At 64.1% G+C, this 17,330-nt stretch carries 20 protein-coding genes and 1 riboswitch; of the genes, 8 read left to right on the top strand and 12 right to left on the bottom strand.

Annotated features, from left to right (window positions below; translation table 11 throughout):
• The first annotated feature begins 44 nt into the window (after positions 1-44).
• Positions 45-956 carry an MBL fold metallo-hydrolase gene (locus B8784_RS00245; protein WP_084395619.1) on the top strand — a complete coding sequence of 304 codons (912 nt, stop codon included), beginning with the start codon at positions 45-47 and terminating at the stop codon, positions 954-956.
• On the opposite strand, the gene B8784_RS00240 is transcribed toward B8784_RS00245, so the two are convergent.
• The 4 genes from B8784_RS00240 to B8784_RS00225 all read right to left on the bottom strand — a co-directional run bounded on the left by B8784_RS00240 (position 953) and on the right by B8784_RS00225 (position 5,189).
• Positions 953-1,654 carry a DJ-1/PfpI family protein gene (locus B8784_RS00240; RefSeq protein WP_084395618.1) on the bottom strand — a complete coding sequence of 234 codons (702 nt, stop codon included), beginning with the start codon at positions 1,652-1,654 and terminating at the stop codon, positions 953-955. The genes B8784_RS00245 and B8784_RS00240 overlap by 4 nt on opposite strands.
• A gap of 22 nt (positions 1,655-1,676) precedes the next feature.
• A riboswitch (ZMP/ZTP riboswitch) is annotated at positions 1,677-1,757 on the bottom strand.
• Positions 1,758-1,787: 30 nt separating this feature from the next.
• Positions 1,788-2,684: a DUF1499 domain-containing protein gene (locus B8784_RS00235; protein WP_084395617.1), complete on the bottom strand. Its 897-nt coding sequence runs from the start codon at positions 2,682-2,684 to the stop codon at positions 1,788-1,790.
• A 100-nt stretch (positions 2,685-2,784) separates the two neighbouring features.
• Positions 2,785-3,558 carry an SDR family NAD(P)-dependent oxidoreductase gene (locus B8784_RS00230; RefSeq protein WP_084395616.1) on the bottom strand — a complete coding sequence of 258 codons (774 nt, stop codon included), beginning with the start codon at positions 3,556-3,558 and terminating at the stop codon, positions 2,785-2,787.
• A gap of 5 nt (positions 3,559-3,563) precedes the next feature.
• Positions 3,564-5,189, bottom strand: a complete 1,626-nt coding sequence (locus B8784_RS00225; RefSeq protein WP_084395615.1) for a long-chain-fatty-acid--CoA ligase — start codon at positions 5,187-5,189, stop codon at positions 3,564-3,566.
• 105 nt (positions 5,190-5,294) lie between these two features.
• On the opposite strand from B8784_RS00225, the gene B8784_RS00220 reads away from it, so the two are divergent.
• From B8784_RS00220 to B8784_RS00205, 4 genes are all read left to right on the top strand, one after another.
• A complete protein-coding gene (locus B8784_RS00220; RefSeq protein ID WP_233355901.1) occupies positions 5,295-6,281 on the top strand; it encodes a glycerophosphodiester phosphodiesterase family protein in 987 nt (328 codons plus the stop codon).
• A gap of 229 nt (positions 6,282-6,510) precedes the next feature.
• Positions 6,511-6,963 carry a glyoxalase superfamily protein gene (locus tag B8784_RS00215; protein ID WP_084395614.1) on the top strand — a complete coding sequence of 151 codons (453 nt, stop codon included), beginning with the start codon at positions 6,511-6,513 and terminating at the stop codon, positions 6,961-6,963.
• 215 nt (positions 6,964-7,178) lie between these two features.
• Entirely contained in the window at positions 7,179-7,373 is a 195-nt protein-coding gene (locus B8784_RS00210; protein ID WP_084395613.1) for a hypothetical protein, read from the top strand.
• Positions 7,373-8,245, top strand: a complete 873-nt coding sequence (locus tag B8784_RS00205) for a fatty acid desaturase (protein WP_084395612.1) — start codon at positions 7,373-7,375, stop codon at positions 8,243-8,245. The genes B8784_RS00210 and B8784_RS00205 overlap by 1 nt, the downstream gene beginning before the upstream one ends.
• 9 nt (positions 8,246-8,254) lie before the next feature.
• Here the strand turns inward: B8784_RS00205 and pdxH are convergent, their stop codons facing one another.
• Together pdxH and B8784_RS00195 are read right to left on the bottom strand one after the other, a co-directional pair.
• Positions 8,255-8,926, bottom strand: a complete 672-nt coding sequence (gene pdxH / locus B8784_RS00200; protein ID WP_084395611.1) for a pyridoxamine 5'-phosphate oxidase — start codon at positions 8,924-8,926, stop codon at positions 8,255-8,257.
• 49 nt (positions 8,927-8,975) lie between these two features.
• Entirely contained in the window at positions 8,976-9,734 is a 759-nt protein-coding gene (locus B8784_RS00195; protein ID WP_084395610.1) for an SDR family NAD(P)-dependent oxidoreductase, read from the bottom strand.
• A gap of 182 nt (positions 9,735-9,916) precedes the next feature.
• On the opposite strand from B8784_RS00195, the gene B8784_RS00190 reads away from it, so the two are divergent.
• Both B8784_RS00190 and aroC read left to right on the top strand, forming a co-directional pair.
• Positions 9,917-10,900: a malate dehydrogenase gene (locus B8784_RS00190; RefSeq protein WP_084395609.1), complete on the top strand. Its 984-nt coding sequence runs from the start codon at positions 9,917-9,919 to the stop codon at positions 10,898-10,900.
• A gap of 30 nt (positions 10,901-10,930) precedes the next feature.
• Entirely contained in the window at positions 10,931-12,019 is a 1,089-nt protein-coding gene (aroC, locus tag B8784_RS00185; RefSeq protein ID WP_084395608.1) for a chorismate synthase, read from the top strand.
• Here aroC and B8784_RS00180 read toward each other — a convergent pair whose 3' ends face one another.
• The 5 genes from B8784_RS00180 to B8784_RS00160 form a co-directional block, all read right to left on the bottom strand.
• On the bottom strand, positions 12,020-12,301 hold the full coding sequence (locus B8784_RS00180) for a hypothetical protein (protein WP_143435218.1): 282 nt from the start codon (positions 12,299-12,301) through the stop codon (positions 12,020-12,022).
• A 107-nt stretch (positions 12,302-12,408) separates the two neighbouring features.
• The gene (locus B8784_RS00175; RefSeq protein ID WP_084395606.1) at positions 12,409-13,224 is read right to left on the bottom strand and encodes a ferredoxin--NADP reductase; all 816 of its coding nucleotides are present in this window, start codon (positions 13,222-13,224) and stop codon (positions 12,409-12,411) included.
• A gap of 244 nt (positions 13,225-13,468) precedes the next feature.
• The gene (locus tag B8784_RS00170; RefSeq protein WP_084395605.1) at positions 13,469-14,008 is read right to left on the bottom strand and encodes a rhodanese-like domain-containing protein; all 540 of its coding nucleotides are present in this window, start codon (positions 14,006-14,008) and stop codon (positions 13,469-13,471) included.
• Between the two features lie 142 nt (positions 14,009-14,150).
• A complete protein-coding gene (locus B8784_RS00165) occupies positions 14,151-14,735 on the bottom strand; it encodes a thymidine kinase (protein WP_084395604.1) in 585 nt (194 codons plus the stop codon).
• 79 nt (positions 14,736-14,814) lie between these two features.
• Positions 14,815-15,174, bottom strand: a complete 360-nt coding sequence (locus B8784_RS00160; RefSeq protein ID WP_233355900.1) for a DUF1491 family protein — start codon at positions 15,172-15,174, stop codon at positions 14,815-14,817.
• A 94-nt stretch (positions 15,175-15,268) separates the two neighbouring features.
• Here B8784_RS00160 and B8784_RS00155 point away from each other — a divergent pair, with 94 nt between their 5' ends.
• The gene (locus B8784_RS00155; RefSeq protein WP_084395603.1) at positions 15,269-15,502 is read left to right on the top strand and encodes a hypothetical protein; all 234 of its coding nucleotides are present in this window, start codon (positions 15,269-15,271) and stop codon (positions 15,500-15,502) included.
• A gap of 11 nt (positions 15,503-15,513) precedes the next feature.
• Here B8784_RS00155 and B8784_RS00150 read toward each other — a convergent pair whose 3' ends face one another.
• Positions 15,514-17,178 (bottom strand): sensor histidine kinase, encoded by a 1,665-nt coding sequence (locus B8784_RS00150; protein ID WP_143435217.1) that lies wholly within the window; start codon positions 17,176-17,178, stop codon positions 15,514-15,516.
• Positions 17,179-17,330: the final 152 nt, after the last annotated feature.

Raw genomic sequence — 17,330 nt, 5'->3', positions numbered from 1 at the left:
GATCGTCTCCAGGAGACGATTCGAAAAAATGCCGAAGAGGTCCCATGGGCATTCCATTCATCAAGGAATTCGACTTTGAATATGGAAAGGTCGAACAGGTTTCCCCGCTGATCCGCCGCGTCGTCGCGAACAATCCGGGGCCGTTCACCTTTGTCGGTACCGGCGTCTACATCATCGGCCATGGCGAGGTCGCCGTGCTCGATCCGGGTCCGGTCCTGGACGAGCATTTCGAGGCGCTGAAGGCGGCCCTGAAGGACGAGACGATTACCCATGTGCTCGTTTCCCACGGCCACTCCGACCATTCCCCGCTGGCCCAGCCGCTGGCGGACTGGGCCGGCTGCAAGACCTATGCGAAGAATTGCGGCGTCCCGACCGCCAAGGGAGAGCTTGGCTCGGCCGACGATCTCGGCTTCATGCCGGACGTGAAGGTCGGCGATGGCGACGTGATATCCGGGCCGGGCTGGACGATCGACGTGATCGAGACGCCGGGCCACACCAGCAACCATCTCTGCTTCGGCCTGCGTGAAGAAAATGCCTGCCTGTCGGGCGATCACATCATGGGCTGGTCGACCACTATCGTCGCGCCACCGGATGGCAACATGGCCGACTATATGCGCTCGCTTACCAAGATCGAGGAACACAACTTCGACATCCTCTGGCCAACCCATGGTGCCCCGGTCCGCGAAGACGTGAAGGGCTTCATCCAAGCCTATCGCCAGCACCGGCTCGACCGCGAAGCCGCCATCGTGAAGCATCTCAAGGCCGGCGAAACCAAGATCCCGCGCATGGTCGAGACCATGTATGCCGATGTCGACAAGCGCTTGCATCCGGCCGCGGCCATGTCCGTGCTCGGACAGATGCTGAAGCTGGTCGAGGAAGGTTATGTCGAGACGCCGGACGCGCAGCCAACCGTGCGCTCCGACTTCACCTGGAAGGCGCTTCAGAAAACCGCCTAGGCGTCGAAGCCCAGCCCCTTCGCAATCGACCTCACCTTGTCCACGCGCCCTGGCGCCGCCTTGTTGACGAGCGCCCAATAGCGCTCGAGCGTGTCCGCATCCGCCTTCTCCGGCGTGCCGGAGTCAAAAGGCGGGTGTGGATCGTATTCGATGGAAAGCTGGACGAAGCGGGCATGCGCCTCGCCGCGGATCTCCGAAACGAGCTGCAAGCCGAAATCGATGCCGGAGGTCACCCCGCCGCCGGTTGCGCGGTTGCGGTCGATCACGACGCGCTCTTTCACAGGCGTCGCCCCGAAGAAGGCGAGCTGGTCATGCGAGGCCCAGTGCGTCGTCGCGCGGTAGCCCTGGAGCAGGCCCGCCGCGCCGAGGACCAGGGCGCCGGTGCAGACGCTCGTGACCCAGCCGGCCCCCTTGCCCACCTGGCGCACCCAGTCGAGCGCGGCGGCATCCTGCATCACATCCATCGTGCCGAAGCCGCCGGGCACGCACAGGATATCGGCACGGTCCACATCCTCGAAGGTCTTCGTGGGCAGGAGCGGGAAACCGGAATCGGTCGCGACGGGCTCACGGGTCTTCCAGACGAGGTCGACCGATGTATTGCCGAGCCGCGACAGCACCTGCGCCGGACCGGTCAGGTCCAGCTGGGTGACGTTCGGAAAGACGAGGAAAGCGACAGAGAGCGGCGAGAGGTCGGGCATGGGCAACCCTCCTTTTCATCGAGGTTCATGCCCAGGCGCACGGCGTTGTCAGGCTGCGCTCCCCGGTGGTGGCCCACCTCAAGCGCCAGTCACGCAGCCCTCTTTCCATAGCCCGAAACGGGCCCGGCGTCGATCAGGGCTCCAGACGCCCGTCGCCGCGGTCCTCAAGCTCGGTCAGGAAGTCCGAGACCCGTTTCGCATTCGCCCCGAGATCGGACAGGCCGACACGGCTGATCGAGCGCATGTCGACGCGCGTCGTACCATCCATATCGCGGATGCGCACGGCGATGTCGTCCTTGAAGCCGAACCAGCCCGTTGTGGCCGTAGCCTCCAGCACGGTCTGCTCGGTCTCCCCGTCCGTCTGCGGCCGCGAGAAGATGTCCCAGCCGCGCTTCTCCGCCAGCGTCACGGCAAGCTCGGCCACCTGGCTGACCGGCTGGTCGAAATAGAGCGGCTCGATCGGGCGGTCATAGGCCGGCGGCACGGTTTCGCCATCGACGGTGCGTTCATGCTCGGCTTCTTCCTGGACTTCCGAGACCAGACGCCCACCGGTGCCGGGCCAGCGTTCATCGGCGGCTTCCGGGATCACCGGTTCATCCTCGACCGGGTTCATGGCGTCCGCACTCTTGCGCTGGGCCAGGAGCGCTTCGGAGAAGCGAACCGGTTCGGACCAGTCGGTCTGGACATCGTGGATCGGCGGCAGGCTCGCGGCCTGCGCCCCGAACCCGATCAGGCGGAACAGGACCATGAGGGCGATCAGCAGCGCCGCCAGAGAGAGTATGACCGGCTTGGTGCGCGGCGCCTTGGTGAAACCGAGGACAAGGGCGACCACGGCCAGACCGGTCGCAACGAAAGCGATCTTCGGCCCCCAGCCAATCGTCATGGTGCCAAGCCCGAACTGCCAGCTCCACAGGCCCATCTTGGTGCCCAGCGCCGCAGCGATGAACCACAGCACCGCGATGACGGACAAGGCCAGCGCGCCGCCTGCCAGTTTCAGGCGCCAGCCTGCCTTCGGAATGGCTTCACTCATGGTCTACTCCCCGACCGTTACCCTTCAAACGCCCTGAGCCTTATCCTGCCCCGCGGTTTTCGCAAAGGCCCCGGCTAGGATTGACGAGGGGTGAGCCCGCTCAGCGGGTCTGTCCGCCATCGACCGGGATGACGGCGCCCGTAAGGAAGCTCGCACGCGAACTGAGCAGGAAGGCGGCGGCATCGCCGATCTCCTGAACCTGTCCGAAACGCTGCAATGGCACCTCCCGGCGTACCCATTTCTGCCAGGCCTCACCGCGCTCGCTATTGATGGCCGCTTCCCACGTGCCGCCCGGAAAGATGATGTTTCCCGGCGCGATCACATTTACGCGAATACCCGACGGACCGACGATCCGGGCCAGTTCCCTGGCCATGTGATTCATGGCCGCCTTGCCCGTGCCATAAGTCAGCGGCGAGCCGAGCGCGTCGACACCGGCGATGGAGGAGATCATCACGATGGCCCCCTCGCCGCGTGGCTGCATGCGCTTCAGAACGCTGCGGGCAAGCCGGTAGGCACTGTCGAGGTTCTGCTGCATTCCCGCAGACCAGGTCTCGTCGTCAATGTCGAAGCCCGGCGGGCAGGGATGGATACCGACATTGGCGACCGCGCCCCAGAGCGGGCCGAAGCCGGTCTCGATCGCCTCGACCATGCTGTCGAGCGTCGCACTATCGCGGAGGTCTCCGGCCCGGGCCCAGACGCGGTCTTCGCCATATTTGGCGGCGAGGCGCGCGCGTTCCTCTTCAAGCTTCTCGGCGCCGCGCGCCGCCATGGCCACGCGAGCGCCTTCTGCCAGCAGGGATTCCACGATCCCCAAACCGATGCCGCGGCTCGCCCCGGCAACGAAAACGGTCTTGTCCTTGAGATCAAAATCCATGGGTCTTACGCCGTCGGCAGCGTGTAATCCTTGAACATTTCACGCAGCTTCAGCTTGTTGATCTTGCCGGTCGCGCCGAGCGGAATCTCGTCCACGAACTGGACATCGTCCGGCGTCCACCATTTGGCGATCTTGCCCTCGAGCTGTTTCAGCACCTCTTCCTTGGACGGGGTCTCGCCCGGATGCGGCTGCACGATCAGCAGCGGGCGCTCATCCCATTTCGGGTGATAGATTCCGATCGCGGCGGCATTGGCGATCTTCGGATGGCCGACGGCGAAGTTCTCGATGTCGATCGACGAGATCCATTCCCCGCCGGACTTGATGACGTCCTTGGCGCGGTCGGTGATCTGCATGGTCGAATGCTCGTCGAGCGTGGCCACATCGCCGGTGTCGAAGAAGCCGTTTTCGTCGAGCACTTCGCCGCCCTCGCCCTTGAAATAGGCCTTGGAAATGGCCGGGCCGCGGCACACCAGCCGGCCGGATGTCTCCCCGTCGCGCGGCAGTTCATTGCCATTGTCATCGACGATCCTCAGCTCGACACCGAAGGGCGGACGGCCCTGCTTCAGCTTGAATTCGATCTGCTTGTCATGCGGCGCGTCGATAAGCGCGGCCGGCAGCGCGCCCAGCGTGCCCAGCGGCGAGAGCTCCGTCATGCCCCAGGCGTGGAAGACCTCGACATCGTAATTTTCCTCGAAGGCGCGCAGGATCCGCTCCGGCACGGCCGAACCGCCGATGACCACCTTGCGCAGATGCGGCAGCTTGAGATTGTTCTCTTCGAGATAGGTGAGCAGCAGCAGCCAGACGGTCGGCACAGCCGCCGTGATCGTCACCTTCTCCTTGTCGAGCAACTCATAGATCGCCTTGCCCGACATGTCCGCGCCCGGCATGACGAGCTTCGCCCCGGTCGCGGGGCAGGCAAAGGCGAGCCCCCAGGCATTGGCGTGGAACATTGGCACCACCGGCAGCACGACATCGGCCGCCCCCATGCCCAGCGTGTCGACGCCCATGGTGATGAAGGTGTGCAGCACATTGGAGCGGTGCGAGTAGAGCACGCCTTTCGGATTGCCTGTCGTGCCGGAGGTATAGCAGAGCCCGCAGGCGGTCTGCTCATCGAAATTTCCCCATTCGGCTTCCGGCGGACGGCCCTCGAGCCAGGTCTCATAGGAGACCGCGCCGAGCGAATTGTCCGGCATGTTTTCCGGGGCCGTCAGGATGATGAATTTCTCGATGGTCTCCATCTTGTCCTTCGCCGCCTCGACAATCGGCAGGAAGGTCGTGTCGAACATCAGGATGCGGTCTTCGGCATGGTTGGCGATCCAGGCGACCTGATCGGGGTGCAGCCGCGGATTGATGGTGTGGAGCACCGCGCCGATGCCCATCGTGCCGTACCAGGCCTCCATATGCTTGTCGGTGTTCCAGGCGAGCGTGGCGACCCGGTCGCCCAGCTTGATGCCTTCAGCCAGCAGCGCATTGGACACCTGCTTGGCGCGGCTGTGCAGCGTCCTGTAATTGGTGCGGGTAATATTGCCTTCGACCGCGCGGGTGACGATCTCGCGGTCGCCATGATTGTGCGCAGCGTGATCGAGTATCTTGTCGACGGTCAGCTGCCAGTCCTGCATCAACCCTTGCATCGTATTCTCCTCCGAGTGGTCTTTATCTTCCGTTGCGTGACGCGGCGTTCACTTTCCTTGTATGAGCGGTTAGGGTTCCCAGCAAGAAAGTCAAAGCCTGAGGACATGATGAAGCGTCTCAAACCCGTTGTTTTTTCAGTGCTTGGTGTCGCATGGCTCGCCGCCTGCGAGCAGCCGGCCGCCACCTCAACTTCCGGCACGGCCAGTGCCGATGCGGTGGAGGCGGTCTCGGTGGAAGACACAACCAGCAAGCTGCCTGCCCTGTTCGACTGTGTGCGCGAGGAAGGTGGCCTGATGCTGGCGGCTCACCGTGGCGGGCCGATGCCCGGCTATCCGGAAAATGCCATCGAGACGCTGGAGAACACGCTGTCGAATGCCGCCTTCATCATGGAAGTCGACATTGCCGAAAGCCGCGACGGCACGCTCTTCCTCATGCACGACCGCTCGCTCGGGCGCACGACGACCGGCTCCGGCCCGGTCGCCGATACCGACTGGACCGACATCGCCGCGCTCGATCTTGTCGACAATGAGGGCACGGTCACCGGTTTCCATCCGCCGAAACTGTCAGACGCGCTGGCCTGGGCGGTCGAGAACGGTGCGATCCTGGAGCTCGACCGCAAGGAAACGACCAGCTTCCGCAACATCATCGACGCGGTGCGGGCGGCTGGGGCGGAATCGAACGTCATCCTGATCACCTATAATGACAGTGAGGCCCGACAGGTCGCCAAGCTCGCGCCCGAGCTGATGATGACCGCCGGCATTGGCGGGCCGCAAGATGAGGCCGAACTGCTCGCGGACGGAATCGATCCCGACCACCTCATCGCCTGGACCGGCACCAACTCCCCTTCGCCTGGCAAGTGGCAGGCGCTTGCGGACAAGGGAATCGAAAGCGCTTTCGGCACGCTCGGCCGGCCCGGCGAGCGGCTGGACGACACTTACTGGGCCGATGGCGATCCGTCCGAATACAGCGCGCTGGCCCGCGACGGACTGACCATGCTGGCGACCGACGTGCCTTACCGCCTCGCGCGGGCCGATGGCTGGATCGGTACTGCCCAGGACATCGCCCGCAAGGAATGCATGCGCGACTTCTGATCTTCCGGCGTGCCGGCAGGCTTGACGAACCCCCGGCGCAGGCATATTAGCCCGCGCTCAGGTTCGAGACACCTGCCGTTCGCCGGATGGGACCATCCGAGGGTGAAGATCTCCGCAAGCATCCACGCTTGCGCCACTGACCAGACCTTTGACGTGTCATCGACCGGTCTGCGGCAAGGCGAACGCCCGCTGAGAAACGACCGGAAGCGACTCGCGAAAGGTCATCGCCATGACATCCAACCCTCCCACCACACGGGCCCAGGCCAAGGCACGCGCCCGTGAAATCCGCGCGGAACATGCCGCGCGCGGCCCCTCCATCAGCCACTCAAAGGCGCTGGAACTCGTAGCCGCCGAACTCGGCTATCGCGACTGGAACACCGCCTCGGCCAGGCTGTCCAACCAGCCGGAAATCCCGCTACAGGTCGGCGAACGGGTTACCGGGCGCTATCTCAAGCAGCCTTATGAAGGCCGCGTCCACGCCGTGCGCGAGCTGGCCGGCGGCATGGGCTACGAGGTGACGCTGCACTTCGACGTGCCGGTCGACGTGGTTGAATTCGAAAGCTTTTCGGGCATGCGCCAGCGCGTGACCGGCATGATCGGCGAAGACGGCGTCTCCTGGAACAAGACCAGCGATGGCGTCCCGCATCTGATCGTTCAGCGCGAGGATGCCGGCATCATTTAAACCATAAGGAGACCCATTCTGCCTGCAGGATGGGTCTCCAGACCGGCGGTCATGGTTAATCTCCCGCCCGAAAGCCGTTGATCGGATTGAGAAAATTTTCCGGATGAAACCGGTTATTTACCGATCTGAGGCTAAATTCCGTGACACACTGTCAGATGCAGCCTGCGACGTGCTCGGAGACTGCTGTAGACACAGTCAGGTGGGGGCTCACAATCATGATCACGCTGATGAAGGCGCTCTTCTATCTCGGGCCGATAATCTTCGCGTTCGGCTTCCTGACGCCGCTGACCGCCCAGCTGATCAAGCGTATGGCCTGGACCCCGCCCTTCGACCTGTCTCCGCTTACTGTGGGAATCATTGTGGCCGCCGCCCTCGGCATCCCGGCCCAGATCAGGGGGCGCTGGATCTAATGAGCGAACGCGATCTCACCCTGCTCTCGCCTACCGAACTCGCCCGCCTCGAGCGCGATATCGCCCGCCAGCATATCGGGAAGTTTCCCTGGCTGGTCGTCATCGGATCGTTTGCGAATCTGGCTGTCTGGCTGTCGCTCTGGCCGCTCGTCTTCATGGGCGTCCTCCCGGTCTGGGCCGGGCTGCTCATTGCCACGATCAACGCCACACTCAGCTATCTGGCCTCACACGAGGCCCAGCACGACATCATCGCGCGGCCCGGCTCGAAGCTCTACTGGCTGAACGAAGCGGTCGGCCATCTCTCCACCATTCCGCTCGCCCTGCCCTATAGCGTGGCCAAGGCGACCCATCTCGAACATCACCGCCACACCAATCACCCGGAGCTCGACCCGGACATCTCCTCGCGCGCCCGGGGCCCGTGGCACGCCATCTGGCGCTCGATCCAGAACCGCCAGCCGCGCGGGGAAGGCGCCTTCAACGCCTATGCGCGCACGCTGATCCGGCTGAAGAAGATCGGCATCCTGCGGGAGGCGGCGCTTTACCGGCTGACCTGGTTTGCCACGCTGATCGCGCTGGCCTGGTCCGGGCATGCCATCGAGGCCGCGGCGCTCTGGTGGCTGCCGCATCACCTCGCCTACACCTATATCCAGTTTTTCCTGAGCTGGGCGCCGCATCACCCGGCGAATGAGACCGCCCGCTACCGCACGACGCGCAGCTTCCGGTCGGTCCTCGGCAATCTCGGCTCATTTGGCATGCAGTATCATATCGTGCATCACCTGCACCCACGCATCCCGCTCTATCGCACGCCGATGGCCTACTGGCAGATGAAGCCGATCCTGCTGGCCCGCGGGGCGGACGTTCACAGTCTCTGAGGTCCAAGGTCAGGGATAGAGGCGGTCGGTCGTCCAGACGCCATTCTTCATGACGAATTTCAGCCGGTCATGCATGCGGAAAGCCTGGTCCTGCCAGAACTCCATCTCGTCCGGCACGACGCGATAGCCGCCCCAGTGTGACGGCCGGGGAATGTCCTCACGCCCCTCATACTCGGCCTCGAGCGCCTTGATGCGGTCTTCGAAGACATCGCGCGACGGCAGCGGCCGCGACTGGTCGGACGCAATCGCGCTCAGCCGGCTGATCCGGGCGCGCGAGGCGAAATAGGTATCGGCCTCGGCCTCTGTCACCCGCTCGACGGACCCGCGGACCCGCACCTGACGGCGCAGCGACTTCCAGTGAAAACCGAGCGCGGCGACCGGATTGTCCTTGAGCTGGACGCCCTTCACGCTCTCGAAATTGGTGTAGAAGGTAAAGCCCTCCGCCGAGATGTCCTTGAGCAGAACGACCCGCACGTCCGGACGGCCATGCACGTCGACGGTCGCCAGCGACATGGCGTTGGCATCGTTCGGCTCGCTCTCGCGCGCGGCCGCCATCCAGTCGCGGAACAGCTGGACCGGGTCGGTCAGGTCCGGGATCAGCGGCTTGCCGGTTGCATCGGCGCCATACTCTTCAGCGCTCGGGCTGGGTGGGATGACATCGGACGGGCTTTGATCACTCATCGCTCTGAAACTCCTAAAACCAGGTCTTCGGCCCATATAGGCGCAGATGTCAGGCGAGAATACCGCCATCGACGCGCAGCACCTGACCTGTGATGTAATCGGCCTTGTCGGAGGCGAGGAAGGCGACGGCGTCGGCGATGTTCTGCGCCTTGCCCCAGCGCCCTTCCAGCGGGATGACGCGGCTGATCCGCTCCATCGTCTTCTCCCGGTCGACGGCGCCGCTTTCGAAGGCGGTGGTCCACATGCCGTCATCGATGACGCCCGGCGCCACGGCATTCACGCGCACGCCATACCGGCCGATATCGATCGAGAGGTTGCGGGTCATGGAATTGACCGCGCCCTTGGACGCCGAATAGGCGATCTGCCCGATACTGCCGGTGCTCGCCGAGACCGAGGAGATGTTGACGACATTGCCCTTGCGCGACTTCAGGCTCTCGCTCAGCGCATTGGTCAGCAGGATGAGGTTGCGCACATTCACGCTGAGCGTGGAATCGAGCCCCTCCTCACTCACCTCGCCGGCCGGCTCATGCACATTGACGCCTGCATTATTGACCAGGATGTCGACGGGGCCGAGTTGTTCGACAATGGCTTCGGCCAGCGGCTTCCAGCCATCGGAGGAAGAGAGGTCGGCATGCAATACAACGGGGTCGTTCGGCAGCTCCTTGGCGAGCGCTTCCAGCGCTTCGGTGTCGCGGGCGACCAGGGCCACGCGCGCGCCATCCTCGGCCAGGGTGCGGGCAATCGCAGCGCCGATGCCCCGGCTCGCTCCGGTCACAACGGCATTCTTGCCTGAAAAGTCGTAGGTCATGCTGACGGGCGCCTCCGCTTTGTCTTATCGCGTGACCCTAGGGGCTTTGGAGAGGGGCGCCAATCGCGAATCTCGGCTGTAGCCGCTGCAAACATGCGGCATAGACGCAGCCCTGCTTGCCCTCACGGCACAAATTCGCCATTGATGCGCGCAAATTCCACCTTTGCCAGAAGGATACTCCCATGAAACAGCCTGTAAAAGTCGCCGTCACCGGAGCCGCCGGCCAGATCGGCTACGCCCTGCTCTTCCGCATCGCCGCCGGCGACATGCTGGGCCCGGACCAGCCGGTCGATCTGCACCTGCTCGAAATCACCCCGGCCCTGGAAGCGCTGAACGGCGTTGTCATGGAACTGAACGACTGTGCCTTCCCGCTCCTGAACAACATCGTCGCCACCGATGATCCGAATGTCGCCTTCAAGGATGCAGACTTCGGGCTTCTGGTCGGTGCCATGCCGCGCAAGCAGGGCATGGAGCGCAAGGACCTGCTGGCCGCGAACGGCTCGATCTTCGGCCCGCAAGGCAAGGCCATCAACGACCACGCCAAGCGCGACGTGAAAGTTCTCGTTGTCGGCAACCCGGCCAACACCAATGCGCTGATCGCGCAGCAGGCCGCTCCGGACCTCGACCCGAAATGCTTCACCGCCATGGTCCGTCTCGACCATAACCGCGCGATGAGCCAGCTCGCCGAGAAGACCGGCACGCACAATACCGACATCAAGAAGATGACGATCTGGGGCAACCACTCCTCGACCCAGTATCCGGACCTGCATCACGCCACCGTCAAGGGCGAGCCGGCCATGTCCAAGATCGATCAGGACTGGTACGAATCGACCTTCATTCCGGACGTCCAGCAACGCGGCGCGGCCATCATCAAGGCGCGCGGCGCTTCGTCTGCCGCCTCGGCCGCCTCGGCCGCCATCGACCACATGAAGAGCTGGGCGCTCGGCACCGAAGACGGCGACTGGGTCTCCATGGGCATCCCGGCCGACGGCTCCTACGGCATCGAACCGGGCGTCATCTACGGCTATCCGTGCACCTGCAAGGACGGCAAGTACGAGATCGTCCAAGGCCTCGAGATCAATGAGTTCTCGCGCGGGCGCATGGATGCCACCGAGAAGGAACTGCGCGAAGAGCGCGAAGCCGTAAAGGACCTGCTCGGCTCTTAAAGAGCCGACAGGCATAAAGGCGGACAGTTCATGTCTCACAACACCTTCGGCCACCTTTTCCGCGTGACGACCTGGGGCGAAAGCCACGGGGCGGCCCTCGGCTGCGTGGTCGATGGCTGTCCGCCCGGCCTCTCTCTCGACGAGGCTTTTGTGCAGGGCTTCCTCGACCGCAGGAAGCCCGGCACCAGCCGCTTCGTCACCCAGCGCAAGGAGCCGGACCAGGTGAAGATCCTGTCCGGCGTCTTCGAGGATGACCGCACCGATGGTCAGGTCACGACCGGCACACCGATCTCGATGATGATCGAGAATGTTGACCAGCGCTCCAAGGACTATTCCGAGATCCGCGACCGCTATCGGCCCGGTCATGCCGATTTCGCCTATGACGCGAAATATGGCATTCGTGACTATCGTGGCGGGGGAAGAAGCTCGGCCCGCGAAACCGCGGCCCGTGTGGCCGCTGGCGCCGTCGCGCGCCGCGTACTCGGGGACGCGGTCGAGATCCGCGGCGCCGTTGTCCAGATCGGCCCGCATGCCATCGACCGCGCCGCCTGGGACTGGGACGAGACGACCAGGAACCCGTTCTGGTGCCCGGATGCGGCAGCGGCCGCCAAATGGGAAAACTTCCTGGACGAGACGCGCAAGGCCGGTTCCAGCGCTGGCGCCATTGTCGAGGTTCGCGCCTCCGGCGTGCCCGCTGGCTGGGGCGCGCCCGTCTATGGCAAGCTCGATGCCGAACTCGCCGGGGCGATGATGAGTATCAATGCCGCCAAGGGCGTCGAGATCGGCGCCGGTTTCGGCGCGGCGAGCCTGTCGGGCGAAGAGAATGCCGACGAGATGCGCATGGCCGATGAGGGCGTGCGCTTCCTGTCGAACAATAATGGCGGGGTCGCCGGGGGCATCTCCACCGGCCAGGATGTCGTTGTGCGTCTCGCGATCAAGCCGACCTCCTCCATCCTGTCCATGACGAAATCGATCACGCGCGGCGGCGAAGAGGTCGATGTGCGCACCAAGGGCCGCCACGACCCGTGCGTCGGCATCCGCGCCGTGCCGGTCGCCGAAGCGATGCTCGCCTGCGTGCTGGCCGATGCCAAGCTGCGTCATCGCGGCCAGGTCGGCTGATCAGCCCTTCCGCCCGGCGGCGCGGTAGAGAAAGCCGCCCAGCAACAAACCGATCACGATCATCGCGATGCCGGCCCCCGGATCTCCGAAGGTCTGGCGCAGGAGCTGCAAGGTCCGGACATAGATCGCGGTCCACCGGCTCGACTCGGCGCCTGCCGGATCGCCGACAAGCGCAGCCACCCCGGTCAGGACGAAAACTGCGCCGATGACGAGCGCGACCATGCGCAGGGATGTGCCCGGCCCGGCCCTCAAAGCGCCCGGACTTTCCGGAAGTTGTGGCAATGAACACGCATCGCGCCGGCTGCGCGCACGCCACTCAGCCCGAGACGGGATGGCGCGCGATCCGACAGCTTGAAATCCTGAAGACCAGACATGGTCCGCCGAGGATGCTAGCCCACAAAGGCCTTTTCAATGACGAATTCGGCCGGCGCGGCGTTGGAGCCCTCGGTGAGGCCGGCTTCGATCATCAGATCCTTCATCTCGAGCGTCATCGGCATCGAGCCGCAGATCATGGCTCGGTCGGTCGACGAATCGAGCGGCGGCAGATCGAGCGTCTTGAACAGCTCACCGGAGCGGATGAGATCGGTCGGCCGGCCCATGCGCTCGAAGTCTTCCTGCGTGCAGGTGGTGAAGAGCTTCAGCTTGCCGTGCACCATCTCGCCGACCAGCGGATCGTTGACGAGATCCTCGACCAGCTTGGTCGAATATTGCAGCTCGCCATTCTGCCGGCAGGTATGGGTGACGATCACGTCCTCGAACTTTTCATAGGTCTCCGGGTCGCGCACCAGGCTCGCAAACGGCGCAAAGCCCGTGCCGGTGGAAAACATGTAGAGCCGCTTGCCGGGCGTCAGCGCATCGAGCACCAGTGTGCCGGTCGGCTTCTTGCCGAGCAGGACCTTGTCGCCCGGCTGGATGTTCTGGAGCCGTGAGGTCAGCGGGCCGTCCGGCACCTTGATCGAGTAGAATTCCAGCGAGTCGTCCCAGGCTGGCGACGCGACCGAATAGGCCCGCAGCAGCGGCTTGCCGTTCTCGCGCGGCAGGCCGATCATGACGAATTCGCCCGAACGGAAGCGGAAGCTCTGCGGACGGCTGATCCGGAAGGAGAAGAGCCGGTCGGTATAGTGCTGGACCTCCAGCACGGTTTCTTCTGTCGGCGCATTCGGATTGACGCGCGGGGCGGCTGTTTCACTACTGGCAGATGTCATGCTCTGATCCTGAAATAGTCGGTTCGCGGGGTCACATGACCGCGATGCAGCTTTTGTGCAAGGCAGCAAATGATCGCATTAGCAGAACTAATAGTCGTTCGGATACGGGAAACGCCGTACCGCACATGCGTATCATTTGCAACACAAGTGGCGCCTGCGCTCATCCAGCGTCGGGCTGCAGACAGGACAACGGGCGCAGCGAGGGCCCGCTGCGCCCGTCTACGGGGCGACCGCTGCACGGGGGTCAGGGCGTCTGCAGCGTACTCACCCAGTTCACGGCCTCGTCTTCGGCCGAGACCATTTCGCCAAGCTCGTAGATGTTCTCGTAGCCATAGCCATACAGGTTGATGAAGGTCGGGATATTGAGCGCGAGCGGGGCGCGCTTGAGCATCACCGGCTCGATATCGTCGGCGAAATTGTTGTTGCAGTAGATGAGGATGCGCGTGCCCTTTGACGGGATCACGTCGGCAAGCTTCTCGTCGGTGAAATCCGAAAAGTCGAGATGCACCGCGCCGTCGATATGGCCCATGTCATAGGCGAGCCGGCTGCGTGTATCGAGCAGGATGGTGTCGGGCTCGCTCTTCATCTCGTTGAAGGCCGCCAGGCTGACCAGCCGGCCTTCGCGGTAGGCCATGACCTTGTCCGTCATCTCGGAGAAGCCCTGATAGTCGATCTCGGGCGAGCCGGCGACGGGCTGGCTTTCCTGCGCATTGGCGAGCAGGCCGGACGCCACAAAGGCCACGATCGCGGCCAGTCCGAGTATTGTGTTGCGGCGGGCACCCATGGGGCTGTCTCCTCTTTCCCAGCATGGGAAAGCTGGCCCCGAATTTGGGCAGGAATACGGTCAGTCGCGGGCGATTGCGGGATATTATGCCCAAAGGGCATCGTGGCTTGTCCGGCGTGGAGAATCTTTTGCCGGGGGGGCTTCAGTGAATATCCGTCACCTCTTCCCAGTGGCGACGGCAGAGCGAGACATAGTGCGATTTCTTGACATCGACCTGCGCGCCCTCGGTGATCGCCTTGCCTTCCGCATCGAGCCGCGCGGTCATCGTCGCCTTGCGTCCGCAATGGCAAATGGTGCGCACCTCGCGCAACTGGTCGGCAATGGCGAGCAGTTCGGCCGAGCCGGGAAACAGCTTGCCCTGAAAATCGGTGCGCAGGCCGTAGCACATCACCGGCACGCCCAGCGCATCGGCTACGCGGGCGAGCTGCCAGACCTGATCGCGCACCAGGAATTGCGCCTCGTCCACGAAAACCGCGTCGATGGGCTGATCGTTCTTGCAGGCAGCGATGGTCTCGAACAGGTCATCGCGCTCACGGTACAGATGAGCCTCCGCCTTCAGGCCTATACGCGAGCAGATGTCGGCGGTATCGGCTTCCCCATCGCGGTAATGGCCCGAGGTCCACAGCATCACCTGCATGCCGCGTTCGCGGTAATTATAGGCCGACTGAAGCAGGATCGTGGATTTGCCGGCATTCATCGCCGAATAGATGAAATAGAGCTTTGCCATCACCCCTGCCCTGTTGCCGCTTGTCTCCTCTCCCGCTCATGCGGGGATGCGGCGCGGCTGCCAAGCCCGGACCTGCATTTCACTCCGGCTCGCCGGGTGTCTCGACCTCCTCGGTCAGGAAATGCCGGCCGTCGCGGTCTTCGACTTCCAGCACCCAGAGATCCGGGTCGCGCTCACGCGCGCGGCGGACATAGTCGTCCACCTCGGCCTCGCTCTCGCCAATCCCCTGAAGGCGCACATCGGCGAAGATGCGCTCGCCTTCCATATTGGTGCGGGGCACGTAAGCGCGCGCCCCGCCCTGCAGGTCGGAAACCTTGAGCAGGATGTCCCCGCGCGAGCGGTCGCCCTTCTGCACCACGAAACAGGACGAGCCGGCGACCTCGACGCGCCGGATCAGCGCGTCCACCCAGAGCCAGCTCGGCAACCTGTCTTCCTGCATGGGGACCTTCTCCTGTCTGGCGCCAACCGGCATGGCGCTTGCACATCATGTCTCAGATTAAGACCCTGCTAACCATGAAAAGGCGCCTGCCGGAATGCCCCTGATCTCCACGCTGATCCATACCGCAAACGCCCAGGCTGCGAATACCGGCCCCAAGGCGTCCAGCCTGTCGACAGCCGGATCGGATTACCTTGCGGCCAAGGCGAATGAAACCATCGTGTCGGGCGTTTTTCCGCTCGGGGTGGCCGTTGTGGTTCTGGGCTGCCTGATCGTCTCCGGCTTCGCCCTGCTGGTCCGCGAGTCGCGCATCGAGCGCCAGTCACGCTGAAGGCCTGCGCCCTACTGGGCGGCATCCTCGACATCACCGAGATCCTGCTTGTTGGCCTTTGGCAGGATGACCCGCACCCGTGTGCCCTCGCCCGGCGCGGTGTCGATGACAACCTTGCCTTTCATCGCTTCGGCGAAGCTGCGCACCACGGCGAGGCCGAGCCCCGTGCCCGCGCGGCCCTTGGCGTTGCGGCCCTGCTGGAAGGGACGCGCCACGCGTTCGAGGTCTTCCGCATCCATGCCCGCGCCCTCGTCTTTCACTGAAAGCGCCACCGCGTTGCGGCCCTCGCGCGCGAGCAGCGTGACCGTGCCGCCCGGTTCGGAATACTTGATCGCATTGGACAAAAGGTTCTGCCAGATCTGGCGGATCGCCCGGGCATCGGCGCGCGCCCAGACCTCGCCTTCGGCTTTCAGCGCCACCGTCACGCCCAAGCGCTGGGCCTGGCCGGAGAGCTGGGCGAGGACCGATTCCCCGCTGGCGACGAGATCGACCGGCTCAAGCTCGAGACGCGAATGGCCGGCCTCGGCCTTGGCATAGTCGAGAATGTCCTCGATCATCAAAAGCAGGTCCTGCCCGCTTTCATGGATGAGATTGGAATAGTCCTTGTAGCCCTCGGGCATCGGCCCGCGCAGCTCAGCACGCATGATTTCGGTAAAGCCGAGAATGGCATTGAGTGGCGTCTTCAGCTCATGGCCGAGACCGGCGAAGAAGGCCGTGCGTTCGGCCAGCTCGGTCTCAAGCGCCTCGACGCGCTTGTCGGTCTCTTCCGGGCGAATCGTCTCGTTTTCCACTGACACATCTACCTCCGAGAGGAAGATGCGCATGCCAAGATCGTGCCGGTCGACGGTCAGCTCGACCGTGCGGCCCTCGCCGAGGGGCAGGCGGAAGGGCGCGCCGCTGTCGAGCTGGGCGGCGACCTCGCCGCGGATGTCTTCCGGAAAGGCATCGAGAAAAACCCGGCCCGGGCGGAAGGAAAGCCCCGCCGGGACCGGCCCGCTGGACGAGCGAATCCGGCCTTCCCGGGTCACATCGATGATCGTGTTCCCGGTTTCCGCCTCGTCCGAGGGCGCCGGCTCGATCGGGTCCAGCCCGGCCGCCGGGTCCTGCAGCGGCGTCACCGGCCAGCCCTGCTGGCCGGAAGCGCGCCTCGTCGGCTCGCGGGCAGGCTCGGCCATGCCAGAGGCGGGCTCGCTGAGCCGGGAGGACACCAGCCCGTAGACAATGAAGGGCAAGGCACAAAGCGCGGCGAAGGCATACATGCCGCTGACCGGCGCCAGCAGGTCAAAGCCCTGCATCTCTGGCAGCACAAGCGGCAGGCAGACCGCGCCGATCACGGCAATGAGCGAGAAGACTGCCGCTTCCACCGCCAGCCGCTTCCAGCCAAAGGCCATGGCGAAAACCGGCGGGAAGATGGCAAAGGCCAGAGCCGGAGAGGCAAGCCCGCCGGAGAGTGCGATGAACAGCGTGCTCATCAGGATCCATGGCAGGCAGGCGAGCGCCGCCCGCCGCCCGCGCGGCCACTCACGACCATAGCCCGCCACAATGAGCGTGGTGACTAGCGGCAGCGCGCAAAGCCCTGCGCCCAGCAGGGCCACAGACACGGTCACGCCGCCCAGCATCACGAAGACGCTGGCGACCATAATCAGGATCAGCCAGAGAAGGAGTGTGCCGGACAAGGTGAATTCCGGGGCTTTGTTAACAGACCGGTGATATTTGTTAGTCATTTTAATTTTGGCTGAAAGATTAAAGTTTCAGTCACAACCGCTTTCAGGGCTTAGGATACGCTTTGCAAACCCGGAAAGATAGGTCACTCTTATGTCGGTAGATC

Origin of the sequence: Henriciella aquimarina, assembly GCF_002088975.1 — a bacterium.
In the GTDB taxonomy this organism is placed as follows: domain Bacteria; phylum Pseudomonadota; class Alphaproteobacteria; order Caulobacterales; family Hyphomonadaceae; genus Henriciella; species Henriciella aquimarina.
The sequence above is the reverse complement of the archived record's forward strand: the minus strand, read 5'-3'. Positions and strand labels throughout refer to the sequence as shown.